Genomic DNA, 21,752 nt, shown 5'->3' on the forward strand with positions numbered 1-21,752 from the left:
CCGGCAAAGGTTTTGCCGTCGAAGCGAAAGTTCAGCGGCCGTGAGCGGTCGATGAGACCGCCTGATGCAAGACGATGGGACTGGCTGGTGATCACGATTGCCGGCCTTCATGCAGGAACGCCGCGCTGCCCCTAACCCTCCCCCTTGTGGGGAGGGTCGCTGCGAAGCAGCGGGGNGGGGGNGCGGCGCCGACCCCCACCCGGACCTGCGGTCCTACCTCCCCACAAGGGGGAGGTAGGGGCCTTGCGCTCTTCGCGGCAGCGCTGAACTGGCTAAGAATACTCATTTTGCCACCTGCCTTGCACCCACACCCGCCGCCGGCTCGACCGAGGAGATCTCGTGCGTCAGCGTGTTGCGGGTAATCTTCAGCCAGGTCCGGCAGCCGCCGCCATGGTACCAATGCTCGCTCATCGCACCGGCGACATTGTCGCGCAGATAGACGTAGTCGAAGACGTCGTCTTCCGAGGCGCCGGCTGCCGGCCGCAGCGGCTTGGCGTCGCCGAGACAGGTGAACTCGCCGAGTTCGCGTTCGCCGCAGAAGGGACAGACAATACGCATGATTTTCGGGCCGTCCTCAGTGCAGGTTCGGTTGGGCGCCGACGCCCTTCTCATCGATCATCGCGCCCCGCCGGAACCGGTCGAGGCGGAAGCGCGCCGCCTCCTTGTGCAGTTCGTCGCGGGCCAGAAGATGAGCAAAGACAAGGCCGGAGCCGGGCGTCGCCTTGAAGCCGCCATAGCACCAGCCGGCATTGAGATAGAGCCCGTCCACCGGCGTCTTGTCGATGATCGGCGAGCCGTCCATCGACATGTCCATGATGCCGCCCCATTGGCGCAAGAGGCGCACGCGACCGATCATCGGCATCAGCGCCATGCCGCCCTCGCAGACGTCTTCCATCACAGGCATGTTGCCGCGCTGGGCATAGGAATTGTAGCCGTCTATATCGCCGCCGAAGACCAGCCCGCCCTTGTCCGACTGGCTGACATAGAAATGGCCGGCGCCGAAGGTCATGACATTGGGGATCAGCGGCTTGATCGCCTCGGAAACGAAGGCCTGCAGCACATGGCTCTCGATCGGCAGCCGCAGGCCAGCCATCGCCGCGACGCGCGACGAACTGCCGGCAACGGCCATGCCGACCTTGCCGGCGCCGATTGTACCGCGCGTCGTCTCGACGCCGGTCACCTTGCCGTTGGCGTCGCGCGAAAAACCCGTGACCTCGCAGTTCTGGATGATGTCGACACCGAGCGCGCTCGCCGCATGGGCATAGCCCCAGACCACGGCGTCGTGGCGCGCCGTGCCGCCGCGCCGCTGCAGCAGGCCGCCTTGCACGGGGAAGCGGGCATTGTCGAAGTTCAGGAACGGCATCATCTTCTTGACCGCCGCCAGGTCGAGCAGTTCGGCATCGATGCCGTTGATGCGCATCGTGTTGCCGCGCCGCGCATAGGCGTCGCGCTGCGCGTCGGAATGATAGAGGTTGATGACGCCGCGCTGGCTGACCATCGTGTTGTAGTTGAGGTCCTGCTCCATCCGCTCCCACAGCTTCATCGACAGCTCGTAGAAGCCGGTATTGCCGGGCAGCCCGTAATTGGAGCGGATGATGGTGGTGTTGCGGCCGGCATTGCCGGAGCCGATCCAGCCCTTTTCGAGCACGGCGACATTCCTGATGCCGTATTCGCTGGCGAGGAACCATGCCGTCGCCAGGCCGTGGCCGCCGCCGCCGATGATCACCACGTCGTAGCGGTCCTTCGGGCTGGCGTCGCGCCAGGTGCGCTGCCAATTCTTGTGGCCGGAAAATGCTGCGCGGGCGAGGGAGAAGATCGAGTATTTCATGACTCTATTCCGAGGTCGCTCGCGCCGCGCAGGACCTTTCTTGACGCATCGGAATCATCCGAAAACCGCTTCACACTTTTCGATCCGATGCTCTAGATATCCAGCGTGTGGTCGCGCTCCCACTGGGTGAAGTGAGAAGCATAGGAATTCCATTCCTGGTGCTTCAGCTTTAGATAAGCCGACGAGAATTCCTCACCCAGCGCCGCCTTGAGCGATTTGTCGTTGTCGAACTCGCGCAACGCGTCGAGCAGGTTGAGCGGCAGCTTCGGCGCGCCCTCCACCGTATGCCCGAACTGGTACATGTCGATGTCGTAGCGCTTGCCGGGATCGGCCTTCGAGCGGATGCCGTCGAGGCCTGCGGCGATGATGACCGCCTGCAGCAGATAAGGGTTTGCCGCGCCGTCGGGCAGGCGCAGCTCGAAGCGTCCGGGGCCGGGCACGCGCACCATATGGGTGCGGTTGTTGCCGGTCCAGGTCACCGAGTTCGGCGCCCAGGTGGCGCCCGAAATGGTGCGCGGCGCATTGATGCGCTTGTAGGAATTGACCGTCGGGTTGGTGATCGCGGCAAGTGCCGAGGCATGCTTCATGATGCCGCCGAGAAAATTCCTGCCCTTCGCCGACAGGCCGAGCTCCATGGCGTTGTCGGCAAAGACATTGGTCTTGCCGTCCTTGTCCCACACCGAGATATGGGCGTGACAGCCATTGCCGGTCAGGCCGGGGAATGGTTTTGGCATGAAGGTGGCGCGCAGGCCGTGCTTTTCGGCAACGGACCTCACCATGAACTTGAAGAAGGAATGCTTATCGGCGGTCGCCAGCGCATCGTCGAAGGCCCAGTTCATCTCGAACTGGCCGTTGGCGTCCTCATGGTCGTTCTGGTAGGCGCCCCAGCCGAGCGCCAGCATGTGGTCGCAGATCTCGGCGATGACATCGTAGCGGCGCATCACCGCCTGCTGGTCGTAGCAGGGCTTTGACGCGGTGTCGTATTCGTCGGAAATCGTCTTGCCGTCCGGCGAGATCAGGAAGAACTCGGCCTCGACGCCGGTCTTGACATGCATGCCGTCGCCCGCCGCCTCGTCAATCAGCCGCTTCAGCGTGTTGCGCGGCGCCTGCTCGACCGATTTTTCGTCCATCATGCAATTGGCGGCAATCCAGGCGACTTCCGGCTTCCACGGCAGCTGGATGACCGAATCCGGATCCGGCACCGCCAGCATGTCTGGATGCGCCGGCGTCAGGTCGAGCCAGGTGGCAAAGCCGGCAAAGCCGGCGCCGTCCTTCTGCATGTCGGCGATGGCTTGCGCCGGCACCAGCTTGGCGCGCTGCCCACCGAACAGGTCGGTGTAGGAAATCATGAAATATTTGACGCCGTTCCCTTTGGCGAAGGCGGCGAGATCGTTCCCCATTATAGTTCCTCGCTTATTGGTATTTGGTAGTTTGGTATCAGAAGCCGTTCTTCCCCGGTATCCAGTTGGTGCCGGCCAGCGGCACGCCGGCCATGGCGGCGGCTTCGATCGTCAGCGCGACGAGATCCTCGGGCTCGAGATTGTGCAGGCTGTTCTTGCCGCAGGCGCGGGCGATCGTCTGCGCCTCCAGCGTCATCACCTTGAGGTAATTCGCCAGCCGTCTTCCTGCCGCTATCGGATCGAGCCGTTTCATCAGCTCGGGGTCCTGCGTGGTGATGCCGGCCGGATCGCGGCCCTCGTGCCAATCGTCATAGGCGCCGGCGGTGGTGCCGAGCTCGTTGTAATCCGCTTCCCAGCGCGGATCGTTGTCGCCGAGCGCGACAAGTGCGGCGGTGCCGATCGACACCGCGTCGACGCCGAGCGCCAGCGCCTTGGCGACATCGGCGCCGTTGCGGATACCGCCCGAAATGATCAGCTGCACCTTGCGGTGCATGCCGAGATCCTGCAGTGCCTGCACCGCCGGCCGGATGCAGGCAAGCGTCGGCTGGCCGACATTCTCGATGAACACTTCCTGGGTTGCGGCGGTGCCGCCCTGCATGCCGTCGATGACGACGACATCGGCGCCTGATTTCACCGCAAGGGCTGTGTCGTAATAGGGCCGCGCGCCGCCGACCTTGACGTAGATCGGCTTTTCCCAGTCGGTGATTTCACGCAGTTCCAGGATCTTGATTTCGAGATCGTCAGGCCCGGTCCAGTCGGGATGGCGCGAGGCTGAGCGCTGGTCGATACCCTTGGGCAGCGTGCGCATGTCGGCGACACGGTCGGAGATCTTCTGGCCAAGCAGCATGCCGCCGCCGCCAGGCTTGGCGCCCTGGCCGACGACGATCTCGATCGCATCCGCCCGGCGCAAGTCGCGCGGGTTCATGCCGTAGCGCGACGGCAGGTATTGGTAGACCAGCGTCTTGGAATGGCCGCGCTCTTCCTCGGTCATGCCGCCGTCGCCGGTCGTCGTCGAGGTGCCGGACAGCGTCGCGCCGCGGCCGAGCGCTTCCTTGGCCGGGCCGGACAGCGAGCCAAAACTCATGCCGGCGATGGTGATCGGGATTTTCAGCTCGATCGGCTTTTTCGCATGGCGCGAGCCCAGCACGACGCTGGTGTCGCAGCGCTCGCGGTAGCCTTCCAGCGGATAGCGCGAGATCGAGGCGCCGAGGACAAGCAGGTCGTCGAAATGCGGCAGCTTGCGCTTGGCGCCGGCGCCGCGGATATCATAGATGCCGGTCGCAGCGGCGCGGCGGATCTCGGAAAGCGTGTAGTCGTCGAAGGTCGCGGATTTGCGCGGCGTCGTCGGCGGGTTGCGATAGGTCATTGAGCCTCAATACGCGTCGGCGTTGTCGATGTTGAAATTGTAGAGTGTGCGCGCCGAGCCGTAACGCGTGAACTCCGCCGCCTTGACGCCGGTCACCCCGGTGCGGTCGAGCAGGTCTTGCAGCAATGCCAGATGCTCGGGCCGCATCTCCTTGGCGATACAGTCGGCGCCGAGGCTGCCGACCTTGCCGTGCACGAACAGCCGCGCCTCGTAGATGGAATCGCCGAGCGCATCGCCGGCATCGCCCAGCACCACCAGATTGCCCGACTGCGCCATGAAGGCCGACATGTGGCCGATATTGCCGTGGACGACGATGTCGATGCCCTTCATCGAGATGCCGCAGCGCGACGACGCATTGCCTTCGATGACCAGCAGCCCGCCCCGGCCGGTGGCGCCGGCATATTGGCTGGCGTCGCCTTTGACCGTTATCGAGCCCGACATCATGTTTTCGCCGACGCCGGGTCCGGCCGAGCCATGCACTGTGATGGCGCTGCCGTCGTTCATGCCGCCGCAATAGTAGCCGACGCTGCCGCGGACATCGATCGTGACCGGCTGGTCGACTCCGACGGCGACCGAATGGCTGCCTTTCGGATTGAGCACTTCCCAGGCGGTCTCGTTCGAACCGAGGGTCAGATTGTGTAGCGCCTGATTGAGCTCGCGCAACGGCATTTCGGCCAGGTCGAAGACCCTCGACGCCCGACTCTGCTCATGGTCTTGCTCGCGGGTCGCCTTGGAGACGTTGATTGCCGGCATGAGCTCAATGCTCCCAGAAATAGACGGTTGCGGGCTCGGGCTCCCAGACCCTCGCATTGTCGATGCCGGGCAGCTTGGTGAGCGCGCGATATTCCGAGCCGAAGGCGACATACTGGTCGGTCTCAGCCATGACGGCAGGCTTGCAGGCGATCGGATCGCGCACCACGCCGAAGCCGTTCTTGGTGCCGACGACAAAGGTGAAGAAGCCGTCGAGGTCGCTCAGCGTGCCTTCCAGCGCCTCGCCGAGATTCTTGCCATGCGCCATCTTTGAGGAGAGATAGGCGGCCGCGACTTCGGTGTCGTTCTCGGTCTCGAATTTCATGCCTTCGCGAATCAGCTCGCGGCGGACATTGTTGTGATTGGACAGCGAGCCATTATGCACCAGACACTGGTCGGCGCCGGTCGAGAACGGATGCGCGCCCATCGTCGTCACCGCCGATTCCGTCGCCATGCGCGTGTGGCCGATGCCGTGCGTACCGGTCATGCTGCGCACGTCGAAGCGATCGACGACCGCTTCGGGCAAGCCGACCTCCTTGTAGATTTCGACGACGTCGCCGGCGCCCATGATGCGGATGTCCGGGCGCAGCGCCTGGATCGCCTCGCGCACTTCATCGATCTTGTCGGGCGTCGTCCTGACGACCGCATGCGTCGATTTCACCGCGATGTTCACCGGCGTTCCGATCGCCCTGGCGAGTTCGGCGTCGAGGTTGCGGAAATCGTGCTCCGGCTTTGCCGACTGGATGGTGATCTTGGCCTCATTGCCGGATGGCGCTCCATAAATGGCGATGCCGGCGCTGTCGGGACCGCGATCGCTGAGCGAGATCAGCATCTCCGACAGCATCGAGCCAAGCTGGGGCTCGAGCGACTTGTCCTTCAAAAACAGTCCGACGATTCCGCACATGTCAGGCTCCCGAGGTGAGGTATGATTCCGGTGCTACCAGCATCATAGGTTGAGTTCAACTCGTATGAAAGTTTTTTTCATATTGGACAAGTCGTCTGGCGCAAATGGCGCGCCAGACGATCCGGCGGCGACTTAATGGCGGTCAATCGCCTTTCTGGTTTCCTCTCCAGTGCGATCCGCAGCCATGTCGGCTTCAATTTCAGCGTTCTCGTGGCGCGTCTGGAGGACGTGCCATCCGATCCAGAAGACGAGGCCGATGATCACCATCACGACTTCGGAACCCTGAAACGGGTAGATCGCGCCGACGTCCTTGAGGTCGACGGCCCAGCTTTCCATTCCATTGGTAGACATTGCGGTTCTCCTTGCCCGTTGACTTATTTGATCATGGCCTTTTCGGCGGCTCCCACTTCGCGGACGGACGCCTCAAACGCATGGTTGAGGGCAAAGTCGACGCCCTCGAGTTCCACCTTCGCCGGTACGCGCAGGAGGTTCATGCTGTTGAGGATCGTGCAGACCACGAAGGTGGGGACGAAACCGAGCACGAACATCAGCACCGCACCCGCGAAATTGCCGAGCGGGTTGATGTGCGCGAAGCCTTCATAGGGCGAGGACGGCTGTCCCCACAGCATGAAGCCTGCCACCACGACCCCGAGGAAGCCGCCGTAACCGTGCACGGCAACGGCGCCCACCGCATCATCGATCTTGAAGCGGCGTTCGACGAAATAGTGCAGCTTGTAGCAGATGGTCGGGACGATCGCGCCGATCAGCAGTGCCTGGATCGGGTGATAGAGGTCATTGCCGGCCGAGGCCGAGATAATGCCGCAAAGCCCCATCGAGAACGTCCAGAAAGGGTCGCCTTTCGAGACGATGTAGCCGGCCAGCATACCGCCCGACAGCGACATCAGGAAGTTGAAGGTGATCGCCGAAAGCGTGGTCGGCGCGAGATAGATGTTGGTCGCCGTCCAGGTTTCGCCGGTGATCTGGCCGGCAATCGTGGCCGGGCTGATCAGCGGAATGTTGCACGCGGCATAGAAGCCCCAGAAGCCGGTGAAGATCAGGAACAGGCCGATCGTGACCAGCCAAACATTGTGGGGCGGGATATCGCGCGCCGTGCCGTCGGGCCTGAACTTGCCGATGCGCGGACCAAGCACGATGAGAAAGGCGAGCGCCGCTCCGCCCGCGATTGCGTGCACCACGCCCGACGCATAGGCATCATGATAGCCCCAGAGTTTCACCATCCAGCCTTGCGGATGCCAGCCCCAGGACGCGTCGAGGATCCACAGGACCGAGCCGATCAGCACCGCGACGATCCAGAACGCGCCAGAGCGCGCGCGCTCTATGATCGAGCCCGAGATGATCGACGCCGTCGTGATGGAAAACAGCAGAAAGGCGCCCCAGAACACGCCGTTGAGGCGATGCCACAGCGCGGCGTCGGTCGGCGTGACCCCCGTCTCGCCCGGATTGACACCGGAGAGGTGGGTGCCCATCAGCGGATTCCATGGTTCGGCAAACGGTGCGGTGACAAGTCCGCCAGCGATGCCCGGCCCGTTGGGGAAGCCGAAATAGATCCACCAGCCGAAAAAATAGAAGGTGATCGTGACGAGCGGAATCGCCATCGCGTTCTTCATCAGCGTTTTCAGATGATTGCGCCGACGCGACACGCCGACCTCGTACATGCAGAACCCGACATGGATCAGGAACATCATGACGATGGTCACCCAGTAGTAGAACTCCGTGAAAATGGTCGTTAGAGCGTTGAGATTCCCTTCCATCGCATGTCCCCTCCGTTCAGTTGCGTTCTTTGCCTCTCAGTAAAACTTTTTGCATCTTAGTATTGCGCGCTTTTGGAGTTTTGAGTCAATATGGCGCTGACCGTCGCATGGCCTCCGTGCCCTTGAGCGGCGAACGCCGGCAATCTTGTGAGGAGAAGCAAGTCCATGACCGCATCCTGGAGATTTTCGAACTTGGCGGATCGCCATCGTGCGCTCGGTTCGAAGCTCGAAGACTGGAGCGGGATGGGCACCGCCTGGACCTACGACAAGGACGCCGACGAGGAGTACATCGCCATCCGCACCAAGGCCGGGCTGATGGACGTGTCGGGCCTGAAGAAGGTCCACATCACCGGGCCGCATGCCTCGCACCTGATCGACCTCGCCACGACGCGCGACGTCGAGAAAATATATCCCGGCAAGTCGGCTTATGCCTGCATGCTCAACGAGGCCGGGAAGTTCACCGACGACTGCATCCTCTACCGCACCGGCCCGAATGCCTGGATGGTCGTGCACGGTTCTGGCACCGGCCACGAGGAGTTGCAGCGGGCCGCCATGGGCCGCGATGTATCGCTGCGTTTCGATGACAATCTGCACGACCTCTCGCTGCAGGGGCCGATAGCCGTCGACTATCTGGCAAAGCATGTGCCGGGCATTCGCGACCTCAACTATTTCCACCACATGCAGACCCGGCTGTTCGGTTTTCCGGTGATGATCTCGCGCACCGGTTACACCGGCGAGCGCGGCTACGAGATCTTCTGCCGCGGCCAGGATGCCGGCACGATCTGGGACACCATCCTCGACGAAGGCAAGAGCGCCGGCATCATCGCGTGCCGGTTCACCACGCTCGACATGCTGCGCGTCGAGAGCTACCTCTTGTTCTATCCCTACGACAATTCGCAGAAATATCCGTTTGAAAACGAGGGCCCCGGCGATACGCTGTGGGAACTCGGCCTCGACTTCACAGTCAGCCCCGGCAAGACAGGGTTTCGCGGTGCCGAGGAGCACTACCGCCTCAAGGGCAAGGAGCGCTTCAAGATCTTCGGCGTGCTGCTCGAAGGCAAGGAGCCGGCCGACGAGGGCGCGCCGGTCTATCGCGACGGCAAAAAGGTCGGCGTAGTGACCTGCGCCATGTATTCGCCGCTGGTTAAGAAATCGATGGGCATCGCCCGGCTCGACGTCGACTGCGCCGTTCAGGGCACCAGGCTCGAGATCCGCAACCAGAGCGGCGCCATCAGCGCGACGGCTGAGCCGCTTCCATTCGATGATCCGAAGAAGACTAAGCGCACGGCGAAAGGCTGAGGCATACTGAGAGAATGGCAGCGAAAAGCATCATCAGCCGGCCCGTCTACGGAACCCTGTCCCCGCAGCCCGGCAAGCACCATCTTTTCGTGGCGGATGCAGAAGGAGCGCTGGCCATAACAGAGCTGGCCGCCAAGGCGCCCGATGGTTTCTTTGCCGATGCCCACATCATCTTCATCCCCGGCCAGGATGGCAGACATGTCGCCGCGCTCGAAGCGCTGGGGCCGGCGCAGTTCTACCAGGGGCCTTCCTTCGCCAGTGCCTTGCCGCGGCTGAAGCAGACGCTGGCCAACGCCCATATGGGCCTGCGTCTCTATCTCGCCGGCACCGAGGGACTGATCGGCCAGGCGATGCAGGCGGCGCTCGAAGCCGGAATCGACCACACCGCGATCCAGACCGAGCACCGCGGCTCGCTGGCGCGCCGCATCCAATGCGTCCACTGCAAGGGCATCACTGAAAACGTGACGACGCAGCCGGCAACGTGTTCGCATTGTGGCCTGCTTCTTCTGGTACGCGATCACTATTCCAGGCGCCTCGCGGCTTTCCAGGGCGTCTGCATCAATGCGGAAGACCGCAGCGAAATTCCTCCGACGGAGGAGATCTTTCGATGAGCACCGGCACCACCAAGCTTGATGTCGTGGTGAGCGATGTCGTCCCGGTCAACGAATTGGTCACGCGCTTCCATTTCCGCCGGCGCGACGGGCTGCTTTTGCCGACATTTTCTGGCGGCGCTCATGTTGTGGTGGAGATGCGCGACGGCGAGCGGACGAGGCTCAACCCCTATTCGTTGATGGGCTCGCCGCTCGACACACGCGAATACACGATCTCGGTGCGCCGCGACGATGTCGGCCGCGGCGGCTCGCTGTACATGCACCGGCATGTCAGGCCGGGCCATGAGATGGTGATCAGCTATCCGGTCAATCTGTTCTCGCTCGACCTGCGCGCCAGGAAGCATTTGATGCTGGCCGGCGGCATCGGCATCACGCCGTTCATGGCGCAGACCGCGCAGCTGGCGGCGGATGGCGGCAATTTCGAGTTGCATTACACCTGCCGCACCGCCTCGCTCGGCACCTATGCCGATGTGCTCAGGGAGCGCTACGAGCGCCGGGTCAGGCTCTATCACGACGATCGCGACGAGCGCATCGAGCTCGACCGGCTGCTGTCGTCGCAGCCGCTCGGCACGCATCTCTATGTCTGCGGCCCGTCGGGCATGATCGGTTGGGTGCGCGATCGCGCCGCTGCGCTGGGCTGGCCGGCGGAAACCGTGCATTTCGAGCATTTTGCCGCCCCGCAACCCGGCGCCCCGTTCGAGGTGACGCTGGCGGTCAGCGGCAAGACCATCCGCGTCGGCGAGCAGCAGAGCCTGCTCGAGGCCATCGAGGCGGCCGGCGTCGATCCGCCCTATCTCTGCCGCGGCGGCGTCTGCGGCCAGTGCGAAACCAATGTCATCGCGCATGACGGCGAATTCGTCCACTACGACCACTGGCTGAGCGAGGAAGAGCACCGTTGCGGCAAGAAGATCATGCCCTGCGTCTCGCGCTTCGAGGGCAGGTCGCTGGTTCTGGAAAGATAGGAGGCGAGCCTGGGCATCACCTTTCGTAACGAAACGTTCCGTAACGACTTCACCTTCAGGAACAGCCCGGAGCACATCAGGCGGTTTCCGTTCCCGTTCCACGAAGACAGCTACATGTATGCGGTCAACATCGAGCCGCACGTCGTCGGGCCGAAGGGCAGCGTGCTCGAAAACCTGATCGACATCGACGAGCACTATGTCGCCGAGATGCAGGACCGCGCTTTGGTGCTGGCGGAGGATCCGCTGCGCTGCCAGTCGCTGCCGCACATGACGCTGGCCGGCTGGGACCTGCTCGAACTTCTGATGGAACAGCAGGCGCTGGGCTATCCCGAGCATTTCACGCTGACGCGCGACGGCGACAAATGGCGCTGGATCAACCGGCCGCTCGGCATCGACGACAGCTTCACCTTCGGCGATGTCTCGACGCTGCCTTACGGGCCGATGGAATACATCACACGGCAGAGCCAGGGCGATTTCTGCATCCTCGACCAGCGCGACGGCAATCTGTGGATGGATGCCGGCATGGTCACCACCCAGGCCGACTGGTCGCTCGATTTCGACATCGGCATGAACTTCTTCGAGTGGCATGCGCCGGTGCCGCTGGCGCATGAGAAGGGGATTTTCACTCGCGCGCTCAAATTCCTCACCAACATCCAGCAGGGCAAGCCGGCGCGGCGGCTGAACTGGACGATGACCATCAATCCGCGCCTCGACACCAGTCCGGAAAATTATCACAAATGGGGTCCGGACCGGGCGACGGTGACGCCCGAAAACGTCGGCGACAAGGTCCATCTGCGCGTTGAGCTGCAAAGCTTCTGGCGACTGCCGCGCTCGAACGGTATCGTCTTCCCGATCCGCTGCTATCTGATCAAGATGGACGAGCTGGTGACGCAGCCGAAATGGGCGCGGCGCCTGCATCGCGTCATTCGCGACCTGCCCGAAGAACTCGCCAATTACAAAGGCTTGACGCGCTATCGCGCGACGCTGGTTGAGTGGCTGTCGAAGCTCGACGACGGCAGCCCGACGTCAGCCGGCTTCGGGCCGGACTGAGTTTTTGCCTAGGATCCCGTTGCGCTGCCCTCTCAAGACCTGGGTTCCTCGCCCCACCGCGAAGCGGGGGAGAGGTGGCCGCGAAGCGGCCGGAGAGGGGGCTTTCGTAATGCGCGGTTCCCCCTCTCCGTCTCGGCTTCGCCGAGCCACCTCTCCCCCGCTTTCGTGGGGGCGAGGAAGCCAAGCTGGAATGAGGCGCAGTCCTTCGCAGACCAACCCTCTCAACCCGCGCTGCCCTGCGGATAGCAGATGATCGAAAGATAGCGCATCGGCAGGACGGTAAGCACCTCCGGCCCGTGCGGCGCATCGGCGTCGAAGAACAGGCTGTCGCCGGGCTTCATCGGATAGAGATTGCTGCCGTGCCGGTAGGTGACCTCGCCTTCGAGCATGTAGAGGAACTCCATGCCTTCGTGCTGGAAGGTCGGAAACACATCGGAATCCTCGGTCAGCGTGATCAGATAGGGTTCGACGACGACGCCGCTGGTGTTGGAGCCGATATGGCCGAGCAGATTGTACTGGTGGCCGGCGCGCGTGCCGCGGCGCTCGACGTCGAGGCCTTCGCCAGCCCTGACGAGGACGGCGCTGCGCTCTTCCTCGAAGCGGCGGAAGAAGGCGGTGACCGGAACGCCGAGCGCCCGCGATAGCGCCTGCAAGGTGGTCAGCGACGGCGAGGTGATGCCGTTTTCGATTTTCGACAGCATGCCAAGCGAAATGTCGGTGGCAGCGGCAAGATCGGCAACGGTGATGCCGAGTTTTTTGCGAAACGCCCGCACCTCGCGGCCGATCGCGACCTCGAGGACCTTTTCGCGGGTGTCGCGGACGGCGTGCGGGTCCTGGGTCAGTGGCGTCCGGATCGTTGCCACGCCCTTCGGCTGTGGCTTGGCCCTGGCGGCGGCCCCATTCCTCAAACTGGAAGCTTTCTTCGCCATGTCGCCACCCGGTCCTGCAGATTAATTTCACTCAGGGTGAACATATTCGCTGCTGATACAGAGCGCAACTGCGACGGCAAGCCACTTTATGTCGAACGCTTGCTCTCCGGGTTTCCGCCATGCGGTTCTGCTGAAAATCCCATTGGTGAAACGTGGTTTCAGCAGAAGGCCTGTTGACAGCATCGAAGGGGCAATTACTGTCCTGTCAGTGAAATTTGTTTCGTTAGGGAAATGAGACCCGGAGGCTCGCAATGAAAAGTCGTGTTGCCGTCATCGGAGCCGGACCGTCCGGCATGGCCCAGCTTCGAGCCTTCAAGTCGGCAGCCGACAAGGGCGCGGACATCCCGGAAATCGTCTGCTTCGAAAAGCAGTCCGACTGGGGCGGCCTGTGGAACTACACCTGGCGCACCGGCCTCGACGAGCATGGCGACCCGGTGCACGGCTCGATGTACCGCTACCTCTGGTCGAACGGGCCGAAGGAATGCCTCGAATTCGCCGACTACACGTTCGAGGAGCACTTTGGCCGGCCGATCGGCTCCTACCCGCCGCGCGCCGTGCTGTGGGACTACATCAAGGGCCGCGTCGAAAAATCCGAGGTGCGCCAATGGGTGCGCTTCAACAGCCCGGTGCGCATGGTGACCTTCTCCGACGCGACGAAAAAGTTCACCGTCACCGCGCATGATCGCAGCAACGACGTCACCTATTCCGAGGAGTTCGACAACGTCGTTGTCGCCTCGGGGCATTTCTCCGTGCCCCACGTCCCCTATTTCGAGGGTTTTTCGACCTTCAACGGCCGCATCCTGCACAGCCATGATTTCCGCGACGCCATGGAATTCAAGGACAAGGACATCCTGATCATCGGCCGCTCCTATTCGGCCGAGGACATCGGCTCGCAATGCTACAAATACGGCGCCAGGTCGATCACCTCCAGCTACCGCTCGAAGCCGATGGGTTTCAAATGGCCTGACAACTGGCAGGAAGTGCCGCTGCTGCAGAAGGTCGTCGGCAAGACCGCGCATTTCAAGGACGGCAGCACCAGGGATGTCGACGCCATCATCCTGTGCACCGGCTACCTCCACTCCTTCCCGTTCCTCACCGAGGATCTGAAGCTCAAGACCGCCAATCGGATGTGGCCGGACGGGCTCTATGAGGGCGTCGTCTGGGAGAAGAACCCGCAGCTGTTCTATATCGGCATGCAGGACCAGTTCTACACCTTCAACATGTTCGACGCGCAGGCCTGGTTCGCGCGCGACGTCATCATGGGCCGCATCGAACTGCCTTCGGCAGAAGCGATGGCGGAACATGGCAGGAGATGGCGGGCGCGCGAGGAAACGCTGGAAGACGCCGAGCAGATGATCTGGTTCCAGGGCGACTACACCAGGGAGTTGATGGAGCAGACCGATTATCCGGGATTCGACGTCGAGGCGACAAATCAGACCTTCATGGAATGGGAGCACCACAAGGCGCAAGACATCATGAGTTTCCGCGACCACGCCTACCGCTCGCTGATGACCGGCACGATGGCGCCGCTGCACCATACGCCCTGGCTGCAGGCGATGGACGATTCGATGGAATCCTATCTCGAGGTGAAAGGCGTCGCGGCGGAGTAGCGGCTTCTTCACCACACAGCTTTGCGCGACATGCGTCAGTTGCTGCGCGCCTCGCCCACCTCTTTCGTCGCTTCAATGATCCGGCGGAGCAGGGCATGGAGATCGTCGCGGTGGCCGCTGCGGCCGGCGGGGCCGTTTTCATCTGAAGTCATGACCACGTTCAACGCGCGCCCGGGCACAACATAGACCATCTGCCCGCCATATCCCCACCCGTAGAAGACCGCGTCGCCCGCGATCTGACGGATGAACCAACCATAGCCGTAACCGTCACCGGTGAAACGCGAGGCGGTGCGTGGCTGCCAGGAGAGCTTGATCCAATCGGCCGGCACGAGCTGCCGTCCGCCGCGGCTCATCCCGCCGCTGCGGTAGAGCTCGCCAAAGGCCAGCAGCGAGCGCGGGCTCATGGCCATCTGGTTGCCGCCGAGATAGATGCCCTGTGGGTCGCGGTCCCAGGTGGTGATGGAAAAGCCCTCCTGCGGCCCGAGCCATTCACGCGCCAGTTCCAGGGTCGAGCGGCCGGTCCGCCGCGTCAGGATCGCCGAAAGGAGATGGGTCGAGCCGGTGGAATAGAGCATGGTGCCGCCCGGTTCATCGTCGAAGGGCATGGCGAGCGCTGCCCGCACCCAGTTGTCGCTTGCCACCCAGCGCCCGTAGTTTGGGCCTGAGGTCCGACCCAGCCCGGCCTGCATGGAAAGCAGATGACCGATCGTAACCTGCTGGAGACGCGGATCCGCGTCGGCTGGCAGGTTGGCCTGAAGAAGCGGAGCGATCTTCTGGTCAGTGCCTTGCAGCACGCCCTTGTCGATGGCGATGCCGACGAGCGCCGAGATGATCGACTTGGAGGCCGATTTTATGTTGGCGGGACGTGTCGGAGAGTGGCCGCGATAGCCGCGCTCCGCCACCACCGCGCCCTCATGCGCGATGGCAACCGTGCGCAGCGGCGTCAGGCGCTCGGCCTCGTCGAGGAGCTTTCCAAGCCGCTGCTCCAGGCCATCCGCAGCGTGAGCAGCGACGGAAAGGATGAGCAGAAAGGCGAGAATCACGGTGGGGCGCTTCAGCATGAAGCCAGCTTGGGATGCATTTTGGGCAAGACGAAGGTGGGACGCGATCCGCTGTTTTGCGGCTACCCCAGCCTTGCCCGCGCCTTGGCCGTCCAGGCGTTGAACAGCCGGTCGGCGACGATGCCGATGAAGGCGATGGCCAGTCCGGCGACGATGCCGCGGCCGGAATCGGCCTTGGAGAGCGCGATGAACACCTCCTGGCCGAGATCCCGCGTGCCGACCATAGCGCAGATGATGATCATCGCCAGCGCCATCAGGATTGTCTGGTTGACGCCGAGCATGATCTCGGGCAACGCCAGCGGCAGTTGCACGCGCAAAAACGTCTGGCGCTTGGTGCAGCCCGATACCTTCGCCGCCTCGATCAGTGCCGGCGGCACCTGCCTGAGGCCGTGATTGGTGTAGCGGATGGCCGGCACCACGGCGAAGGCGACCGTGGCGATCATCGCCGTTACGTCGCCGACGCGGAACAGCATCACCACCGGGATGATGAAGCAGAACGACGGCAGCACCTGCAGCGTGTCGATGACCGGCATGACGACCTTCTCGACACGGTCGCTGCGCGATGCCATCAGCCCGATCGGAATGCCGATCAGGCAAGCGATGAAGGCCGAGATGCCGCAGAGATAGACCGTCGCCATGGTCTTTTCCCAGAGACCGGTTACCGCGCAGAAGACGGTCAGCGCCGCGACCAGGGCGGCGAGGCGCAGGCCGCCGAGCTGGTAGCCGGCAAGGCCGAGCAGAAACACCGCGCCCAGCCACGGGAAGCCCTCGCAGAAGGCGCGCACCGGGTTCAGCACATTGAGGATCAGCGCCACGCGGAACGCTTCGATCGTGTCGAAGAAGTTGATCGTGATCCAGCTCACCGCTGTCTTCCACATCGGCGCGGTGGTGAAGGTGATCGCCTTCGGCACCGCGGCGAAGGCCGGCACGAACAGGCCGAGCAGCGTCGTGGCTGCAAGGATGGCGACGGCCAGCGTCAGATTGGGGTAGCGGCGCCAGAAGCTCGGACTAACCTCCTGATAGACATGGCCCTTCGCGTGATTGCGCGCGATCGCCTGGCTCAGCCGGTCGAGCGCGATTGCCAGCGCGACGATGGCAAGGCCGGCTTCCATCGCCTCGCCGACCTTCAGCGCGCGCAGCGCCAAAAGCACGTCGTAGCCGAGGCCGCCGGCGCCGATCATCGAGGCGATGATCACCATGTTGAGCGCCAGCATGATGACCTGGTTGACGCCGACCATCAATGTGGGACGCGCCGACGGCAGAAGTACCCGCCACAGTTTCTGGCGCGCCGTGCAGCCGGCCATCTCGCTGAAATCGTCGATTTCGGATGGCACCCGCGACAGCCCCAGCATCGTCGCGCGCACCATCGGCGGCGTCGCGAAAATGGCCGTCGCGATCATCGCCGAAACCGGACTGTTGCCGAACAGCAGAAGCATCGGGATCAGATAGGCGAAGGTCGGGATGGTCTGCATCAGGTCGAGGGCAGGGGAGATCAACAGCCTCTCAGCCCATGGCTTGCGCCACGCCCAGATGCCGACGAACAATCCGGTGACGATGCAGAACGGCACGGCGATGGAGATCAGCCCCAGCGTCAGCATCGCGCTGGTCCATTGGCCGAACAGCGCGATGTAGAGAAAACAGCCGCCGACCAGCGCGCCGAGCTTCCAGCCACCGGCAGCGCGGCCGGCCAGGAATGCAGCGATGCACACACCGACCCAGGATAGGCGCGGCAAGATGATCATATCCGCGCCACGGCCGATCTTGAAACTCTTGGCAAGCAGATTGAGCGCGAAATCGAGCGGCACGCCAAGCGCCGCGGTGATCGACCGCGTCAGCCAGGAGAAGTTCGACTTTATCAGGTTCATCAGCGCGCTGACCCAGTCGGCGACCGGAACGATTGCGCCGGCCGGATAGTTGACCGCCCAGGGCAGCCTGTCCTGCAGCAGGAATACGGTAAGCACCGCGGCAAGGGCGCAGGCCCAGACCACCAGCCATATCTGAACCGGCCGCGATCTCGCCTCGCTGGTGCTTGCCGTCACCGTCATACGCTTGCCCCGGGACGTTCGATGCCTGCCAGAAGATCGATCACCGCTTGCGGCGTGACTTCGCCGATCGGCTTGCCGCTGCTGTTGACGACGGCGAACGGCTTGCCGGCCGAGACAATGCTTGCCGAAAAACTTGATATCTTGGCATCCGGCGCAACCACGCCGCCATGCTCGGCGCCGTCGCAGGCGCGCATCAGGCTTCGCGCCGAGATCACCTTGGCGCGGTCGACGTCGCGGGTGAATTCGGCGACATAGTCGGTCGCCGGGTTGACCACAAGCTCTTCCGGCGTGCCGATCTGGATGATCTCGCCGTCCTTCATGATGGCGATGCGGTCGGCCAGCCGGATGGCCTCGTCGAAATCATGGGTGATGAAGACGATGGTCTTGTGCAGCATGGTCTGCAGCCGCATCAGCTCGTCCTGCATCTCGCGGCGGATCAGCGGATCGAGCGCCGAGAACGGCTCGTCGAGAAACCAGATCTCCGGCTTGGTGGCGAGGCTGCGGGCAATGCCGACACGCTGCTGCTGGCCGCCGGAAAGCTCACGCGGATAGAAATGCTCGCGGCCACGCAGGCCGACAAGCTCGATCACTTCCCGCGCGCGATTCTCGCGCGTCGGCCGGTCCTGCCCTTGTATGCCCAGTGGAAAGGCGATGTTCTCAAGCACATTCAGATGCGGCAGCAGGGCGAAATTCTGGAACACCATGCCCATGCGGTGGCGCCGCAGCTCGATCAGCGCGGCATCGGAGATCTTGAGGAGATCCTTGCCCTCGAACTCGACCTTGCCATGCGTCGGCTCGACCAGCCGTGACATGCAGCGCACCAGCGTCGATTTGCCGGAGCCGGACAGGCCCATGATGATGAAGATCTCGCCCTGGCGGATTTCGAGGTCGACGGCGCGTACCGCCCCGACCAGCCCGGCCGCCGCCACTTCCGCCATGCTGGCCTTGCCGTCGCGCTGGCGGATGAAACCTGCCGCATTCGCGCCGAACAGCTTCCAGACGTTGCGGCAGGCAAGTTTTATCGGGCGGGCATCCTTTGGCGTGCCCGCCGCTTGCGGCACCTGTTCAGTCGTATCGGCCATGCAGTCGTCCTTCTGGAATATGGGATAGAGGCCCGGCCATGAATGACCGGGTCTCGCAGTTTCCAGTTGGAACGATCACTCGGCCCAGGCTTTCCAGTCGGCTTCGTGGGCGGCGATCCAGGCAGCGGCGACGTCTTCCGGCGTCTTGCCTTCGAGATCGATCTCGCCGCTCATCTTGTTGAGCTCGTTGGTGTCGACCGTGTAGTTTTTCGCGACCTTGTAGGCGACCGGCCATTTGTCCTTCATGCCGGCCCAGGAATATTTCCAGATCTCGCCATGCGGCTTGCCGCAGTCATATTTCGCTTCAGGGTTCACGCCCCATTTCGGATCGTTGTAGCACTCCGGCGTATAGGCGGGGAATTCGACCCATTCGCCCTTGTATTTGGCCGGCGCCCAATGTGGCGAATAGACCCACAACATGATCGGCGCCTTGCGCTGATAGGCCGAATCCAGTTCGGCGAACATCGCCGCATCGGTGCCGGCATGGATGACGGTGAAGGGCAGCTTCAGCGCCGCGGCACGCTCATCGTCAAAACCTTCCCATGTCACGGGGCCGCCGAGATAGCGGCCGTTCGGCGCTGTTTCCGCCGTCGAGAAGGCCTCGGCGCATTTCGGGTCCTTCAGCGCTTCCCAGTTCGGCAGGCCCGGGCATTTCTCCTTCATGTATTCGGGATACCACCATTCCTCCTTGGCCTTGGGCCCGAGCGCGCCGAGGCGTTCGGTCTGGCCGGTCGCATCCGAGGCCTTCATGGCTTCGCCGGCAGTCGTGTCCCAGAATTCCAACGCGACTGTGAGATCGCCATTTGTAAGGCCGGTGGTCAGGCTGGAGAGATAATCGGCGGTCGGGTACTCGACCGTGTATCCGAGCTTTTCCAGAATGCCGCCGAGGATCTTTGCGTTCAAATTGACGCTGGTCCAGTCGAACAGCGCGATCTTGATCGGGTCGTTGGATTCTGGCGCCGCCGCATGGGCCGAAGGCGTCAATGCACTTGCAGCGGCAAGTGTTAAGGCTCCCATTGATAATCTCGAAATCAAACTCCGAAGTGACATGCCTGTTCTCCTGTCAAGCTCTGGTGGAAGTTATCGTTCGTTCCCTTCTTGCGTCCTTTTGATTGTGTTGGAAAAGCCGGTCGTTGCGCAAGTCCATTGGCACCAAATTGCTGTCGGCGCTGAAGTAGGCGCAGACGCAATGATGCCCAATTCGATGAAGATGTCGTGCGGGACGGGACCGCGTCATGGCTGCCGTGCTGCCGAAGCAGTGATCTGCGGATCGATCGCCGGTCTTGCGGCGCCCTCAAGCTTGCGAGCCATCAAGTTCCCATGATGTCGGCTGCCGGCAGTCGCCGAAGCCATTTTCATGGGATGAAATTATATATACCAACGTTCATGTCGCGCAACGACTAACGCGGCGCGGATCGCGCAATTCGGCTGCAGTTTCGCCGCCTGCCGATTATATCAGCAGATTGACGCGTGAACCTGCCCCGTTGCTCACGACATGATCAGCCCGCCATCGACATTGATGGTCTGACCGGTGATGTAGGCGGCGTCGCTGCTGGCCAGAAAGCTGACCAGGCCGGAAATGTCCTCGCCGCTGCCGGCGCGGCCCATCGGGATGTTCTTCACCCATTCGGCCATCAACTCGCCGGGCTTGTAATGGCCCATCAGTCTGCCCCATGCCGCGTCGTTGTAGGCCCACATATCGGTGTCGATGATGCCGGGGCAGATCGCGTTGACGGTGATCTTCTCCTTAGCAACCTCCTTGGCGAGGCTCTGAGTGATGCCGACGACGCCGAATTTCGAGGCGGCATAGTGCGGCGTGTAGATGAAGCCCTGTCGCGCCTGGCCGGATGCGGTGTTGATCAGCCTGCCGCCGTCGCCATGTTTGCGGATGCGCGCGATCGCCTCCTGGCAGCACAGGAACACACCCTTGGTGTTGACCGCCATTACCTTGTCCCATTCGGCCTCGGTCATCGCCTCGATCCTGGCGATGGTGATGACGCCGGCATTCTGTACGGAGATGTCGACGCGGCCGAACTGCTGTTCGGCCAGATCGTAGAGGGCGGCGACCTCGTCCTTCTTGGTCACGTCCATGCGCAGCGATGCGACCTTGGCGCCTTCAGCCTTCAGTCCGGCGGCGATCTCGTCGACGCGCGCGTCGATGGCGCTGACGACGACAGCCGCGCCCTCAGCCGCGAAGCGCCTGGCCATCGCCGCGCCGATGCCGCCGCTGGCGCCGGTGATGACAGCCGTCTTACCCTCAAATCGCTTCTGCATTTTTTCTCCTACCAGCAGACGAAGCCGCCATCGACGATCAGGTCGATGCCGGTGACGAAACTCGAAGCGCGGCTGGCCAGGAACACGGTCGGGCCGACCATCTCCTCCGGCGCCGCCATGCGCCCCATCGGCGTGTCGCGCTCGAAGATCCTGACCTGGTCGGCGACCTCCGGCCGCTTGTTCATCGGCGTCAGCGTGTAGCCGGGACTGACGACGTTGACGCGCAGGCCGCGATCGGCCCATTCCATGGCGAGACTCTTAGACATATGGATGACGGCGGCCTTCGACGAATTGTAATGCGCCTGGGTCAGGCCGCGATTGACGATCGAGCCCGACATCGAGGCGATGTTGATGATCGAGCCCTTGCGCCGCGTCAGCATTGCGCGCGCTTCGGCCTGGCAGGACAGGAACACGCCGTTGACATTGACGTCGTAAAGCTTCTGCCATTTCTCCAGCGAAAGCGTCTCGGCTGGCTCGGCCGCGGCAACGCCGGCATTGTTGACGGCGACGGTCAGCGCGCCCAGTTCCTTCTCCGTGCGTTCGATCGCCGCCGCGAGATCAGCCTCTGAAGTCACCGTGCCGGTCAGCACCAGCGCCTTGCGGCCGAGCGCCGAAATCCTGTGCGCGGTTTCGTCCAGCCCGCCCTTCGAGGCATGGCCGAAACAGGCGATGTCGGCGCCGGCCTCGGCCAGGCCGATGGCGATTGCTTGCCCGATGCCGCTGCCGGCGCCGGTAACGAGGGCAACGTCCCCTTGAAGATCGAATAGTTTCATCGAAATGTTTCCTGTTGAGCCGCCGGTGCTGCCTAG

Annotated in this window: 20 protein-coding genes; 5 read left to right on the top strand and 15 right to left on the bottom strand. The window is 63.0% G+C overall.

Annotation, left to right across the window (positions count from 1 at the left end):
* Nucleotides 1-282 precede the first annotated feature (282 nt).
* The 8 genes from M727_RS0107935 to M727_RS0107970 all read right to left on the bottom strand — a co-directional run bounded on the left by M727_RS0107935 (nt 283) and on the right by M727_RS0107970 (nt 8,020).
* The gene (locus tag M727_RS0107935; RefSeq protein ID WP_027152223.1) at nt 283-558 is read right to left on the bottom strand and encodes a sarcosine oxidase subunit delta; all 276 of its coding nucleotides are present in this window, start codon (nt 556-558) and stop codon (nt 283-285) included.
* 16 nt (nt 559-574) lie between these two features.
* The gene (locus M727_RS0107940) at nt 575-1,828 is read right to left on the bottom strand and encodes a sarcosine oxidase subunit beta family protein (RefSeq protein WP_027152224.1); all 1,254 of its coding nucleotides are present in this window, start codon (nt 1,826-1,828) and stop codon (nt 575-577) included.
* Nucleotides 1,829-1,920: 92 nt separating this feature from the next.
* A complete protein-coding gene (glnT, locus tag M727_RS0107945) occupies nt 1,921-3,228 on the bottom strand; it encodes a type III glutamate--ammonia ligase (RefSeq protein ID WP_027152225.1) in 1,308 nt (435 codons plus the stop codon).
* A 37-nt stretch (nt 3,229-3,265) separates the two neighbouring features.
* Nucleotides 3,266-4,594, bottom strand: coding sequence for an FMN-binding glutamate synthase family protein (locus tag M727_RS0107950; protein WP_027152226.1), 1,329 nt, complete (start codon nt 4,592-4,594; stop codon nt 3,266-3,268).
* A 6-nt stretch (nt 4,595-4,600) separates the two neighbouring features.
* Nucleotides 4,601-5,347, bottom strand: coding sequence for a GXGXG domain-containing protein (locus M727_RS0107955; protein ID WP_027152227.1), 747 nt, complete (start codon nt 5,345-5,347; stop codon nt 4,601-4,603).
* A 4-nt stretch (nt 5,348-5,351) separates the two neighbouring features.
* Nucleotides 5,352-6,248 carry a glutamine amidotransferase family protein gene (locus M727_RS0107960; RefSeq protein ID WP_027152228.1) on the bottom strand — a complete coding sequence of 299 codons (897 nt, stop codon included), beginning with the start codon at nt 6,246-6,248 and terminating at the stop codon, nt 5,352-5,354.
* Nucleotides 6,249-6,380: 132 nt separating this feature from the next.
* Nucleotides 6,381-6,599 carry a hypothetical protein gene (locus M727_RS0107965; protein ID WP_027152229.1) on the bottom strand — a complete coding sequence of 73 codons (219 nt, stop codon included), beginning with the start codon at nt 6,597-6,599 and terminating at the stop codon, nt 6,381-6,383.
* A 23-nt stretch (nt 6,600-6,622) separates the two neighbouring features.
* Entirely contained in the window at nt 6,623-8,020 is a 1,398-nt protein-coding gene (locus tag M727_RS0107970; protein WP_027152230.1) for an ammonium transporter, read from the bottom strand.
* A gap of 165 nt (nt 8,021-8,185) precedes the next feature.
* Between M727_RS0107970 and M727_RS0107975 the strand changes: the two genes are divergently transcribed.
* Genes M727_RS0107975 through M727_RS0107990 form a run of 4 tightly spaced genes read left to right on the top strand, consistent with a single transcriptional unit; the run spans nt 8,186 to nt 11,942 of the window.
* Complete coding sequence (locus tag M727_RS0107975; protein WP_027152231.1) at nt 8,186-9,319, top strand: aminomethyltransferase family protein; 1,134 nt, start codon at nt 8,186-8,188, stop codon at nt 9,317-9,319.
* A 14-nt stretch (nt 9,320-9,333) separates the two neighbouring features.
* Complete coding sequence (locus M727_RS0107980; RefSeq protein WP_027152232.1) at nt 9,334-9,930, top strand: dimethylamine monooxygenase subunit DmmA family protein; 597 nt, start codon at nt 9,334-9,336, stop codon at nt 9,928-9,930.
* The gene (locus M727_RS0107985; RefSeq protein WP_027152233.1) at nt 9,927-10,892 is read left to right on the top strand and encodes a PDR/VanB family oxidoreductase; all 966 of its coding nucleotides are present in this window, start codon (nt 9,927-9,929) and stop codon (nt 10,890-10,892) included. Before M727_RS0107980 ends, M727_RS0107985 begins: the two co-directional genes overlap by 4 nt.
* A gap of 9 nt (nt 10,893-10,901) precedes the next feature.
* The gene (locus M727_RS0107990; protein WP_027152234.1) at nt 10,902-11,942 is read left to right on the top strand and encodes a DUF3445 domain-containing protein; all 1,041 of its coding nucleotides are present in this window, start codon (nt 10,902-10,904) and stop codon (nt 11,940-11,942) included.
* Between the two features lie 221 nt (nt 11,943-12,163).
* Here the strand turns inward: M727_RS0107990 and M727_RS0107995 are convergent, their stop codons facing one another.
* Entirely contained in the window at nt 12,164-12,871 is a 708-nt protein-coding gene (locus M727_RS0107995) for an XRE family transcriptional regulator (RefSeq protein ID WP_027152235.1), read from the bottom strand.
* A gap of 251 nt (nt 12,872-13,122) precedes the next feature.
* Here M727_RS0107995 and M727_RS0108000 point away from each other — a divergent pair, with 251 nt between their 5' ends.
* Complete coding sequence (locus M727_RS0108000; protein ID WP_027152236.1) at nt 13,123-14,481, top strand: NAD(P)/FAD-dependent oxidoreductase; 1,359 nt, start codon at nt 13,123-13,125, stop codon at nt 14,479-14,481.
* A gap of 35 nt (nt 14,482-14,516) precedes the next feature.
* Here the strand turns inward: M727_RS0108000 and M727_RS0108005 are convergent, their stop codons facing one another.
* The 6 genes from M727_RS0108005 to M727_RS0108030 form a co-directional block, all read right to left on the bottom strand.
* Nucleotides 14,517-15,542: a serine hydrolase gene (locus tag M727_RS0108005; RefSeq protein ID WP_156941499.1), complete on the bottom strand. Its 1,026-nt coding sequence runs from the start codon at nt 15,540-15,542 to the stop codon at nt 14,517-14,519.
* 62 nt (nt 15,543-15,604) lie between these two features.
* Complete coding sequence (locus M727_RS0108010) at nt 15,605-17,587, bottom strand: ABC transporter permease subunit (RefSeq protein ID WP_027152238.1); 1,983 nt, start codon at nt 17,585-17,587, stop codon at nt 15,605-15,607.
* Nucleotides 17,584-18,669 (bottom strand): glycine betaine/L-proline ABC transporter ATP-binding protein, encoded by a 1,086-nt coding sequence (locus M727_RS0108015; RefSeq protein ID WP_027152239.1) that lies wholly within the window; start codon nt 18,667-18,669, stop codon nt 17,584-17,586. Before M727_RS0108015 ends, M727_RS0108010 begins: the two co-directional genes overlap by 4 nt.
* A gap of 75 nt (nt 18,670-18,744) precedes the next feature.
* Nucleotides 18,745-19,719 carry an ABC transporter substrate-binding protein gene (locus M727_RS0108020; protein WP_027152240.1) on the bottom strand — a complete coding sequence of 325 codons (975 nt, stop codon included), beginning with the start codon at nt 19,717-19,719 and terminating at the stop codon, nt 18,745-18,747.
* 438 nt (nt 19,720-20,157) lie between these two features.
* A complete protein-coding gene (locus M727_RS0108025; protein WP_027152241.1) occupies nt 20,158-20,943 on the bottom strand; it encodes an SDR family oxidoreductase in 786 nt (261 codons plus the stop codon).
* Between the two features lie 8 nt (nt 20,944-20,951).
* Nucleotides 20,952-21,716: an SDR family oxidoreductase gene (locus tag M727_RS0108030; RefSeq protein ID WP_027152242.1), complete on the bottom strand. Its 765-nt coding sequence runs from the start codon at nt 21,714-21,716 to the stop codon at nt 20,952-20,954.
* Nucleotides 21,717-21,752 lie beyond the last annotated feature (36 nt).

The sequence above is a fragment of the Mesorhizobium sp. WSM2561 genome, assembly GCF_000513915.1.
GTDB lineage: Bacteria > Pseudomonadota > Alphaproteobacteria > Rhizobiales > Rhizobiaceae > Mesorhizobium > Mesorhizobium muleiense.

What these genes read in the sequence shown, in the direction of transcription:
- M727_RS0107935 (WP_027152223.1), bottom strand. Translation starts at nt 558, where the DNA reads ATGCGTATTGTCTGTCCCTTCTGCGGCGAACGCGAACTCGGCGAGTTC.
- M727_RS0107940 (WP_027152224.1), bottom strand. Translation starts at nt 1,828, where the DNA reads ATGAAATACTCGATCTTCTCCCTCGCCCGCGCAGCATTTTCCGGCCAC.
- glnT (WP_027152225.1), bottom strand. Translation starts at nt 3,228, where the DNA reads ATGGGGAACGATCTCGCCGCCTTCGCCAAAGGGAACGGCGTCAAATAT.
- M727_RS0107950 (WP_027152226.1), bottom strand. Translation starts at nt 4,594, where the DNA reads ATGACCTATCGCAACCCGCCGACGACGCCGCGCAAATCCGCGACCTTC.
- M727_RS0107955 (WP_027152227.1), bottom strand. Translation starts at nt 5,347, where the DNA reads ATGCCGGCAATCAACGTCTCCAAGGCGACCCGCGAGCAAGACCATGAG.
- M727_RS0107960 (WP_027152228.1), bottom strand. Translation starts at nt 6,248, where the DNA reads ATGTGCGGAATCGTCGGACTGTTTTTGAAGGACAAGTCGCTCGAGCCC.
- M727_RS0107965 (WP_027152229.1), bottom strand. Translation starts at nt 6,599, where the DNA reads ATGTCTACCAATGGAATGGAAAGCTGGGCCGTCGACCTCAAGGACGTC.
- M727_RS0107970 (WP_027152230.1), bottom strand. Translation starts at nt 8,020, where the DNA reads ATGGAAGGGAATCTCAACGCTCTAACGACCATTTTCACGGAGTTCTAC.
- M727_RS0107975 (WP_027152231.1), top strand. Translation starts at nt 8,186, where the DNA reads ATGACCGCATCCTGGAGATTTTCGAACTTGGCGGATCGCCATCGTGCG.
- M727_RS0107980 (WP_027152232.1), top strand. Translation starts at nt 9,334, where the DNA reads ATGGCAGCGAAAAGCATCATCAGCCGGCCCGTCTACGGAACCCTGTCC.
- M727_RS0107985 (WP_027152233.1), top strand. Translation starts at nt 9,927, where the DNA reads ATGAGCACCGGCACCACCAAGCTTGATGTCGTGGTGAGCGATGTCGTC.
- M727_RS0107995 (WP_027152235.1), bottom strand. Translation starts at nt 12,871, where the DNA reads ATGGCGAAGAAAGCTTCCAGTTTGAGGAATGGGGCCGCCGCCAGGGCC.
- M727_RS0108000 (WP_027152236.1), top strand. Translation starts at nt 13,123, where the DNA reads ATGAAAAGTCGTGTTGCCGTCATCGGAGCCGGACCGTCCGGCATGGCC.
- M727_RS0108005 (WP_156941499.1), bottom strand. Translation starts at nt 15,542, where the DNA reads ATGCTGAAGCGCCCCACCGTGATTCTCGCCTTTCTGCTCATCCTTTCC.
- M727_RS0108010 (WP_027152238.1), bottom strand. Translation starts at nt 17,587, where the DNA reads ATGACGGTGACGGCAAGCACCAGCGAGGCGAGATCGCGGCCGGTTCAG.
- M727_RS0108015 (WP_027152239.1), bottom strand. Translation starts at nt 18,669, where the DNA reads ATGGCCGATACGACTGAACAGGTGCCGCAAGCGGCGGGCACGCCAAAG.
- M727_RS0108020 (WP_027152240.1), bottom strand. Translation starts at nt 19,719, where the DNA reads ATGTCACTTCGGAGTTTGATTTCGAGATTATCAATGGGAGCCTTAACA.
- M727_RS0108025 (WP_027152241.1), bottom strand. Translation starts at nt 20,943, where the DNA reads ATGCAGAAGCGATTTGAGGGTAAGACGGCTGTCATCACCGGCGCCAGC.
- M727_RS0108030 (WP_027152242.1), bottom strand. Translation starts at nt 21,716, where the DNA reads ATGAAACTATTCGATCTTCAAGGGGACGTTGCCCTCGTTACCGGCGCC.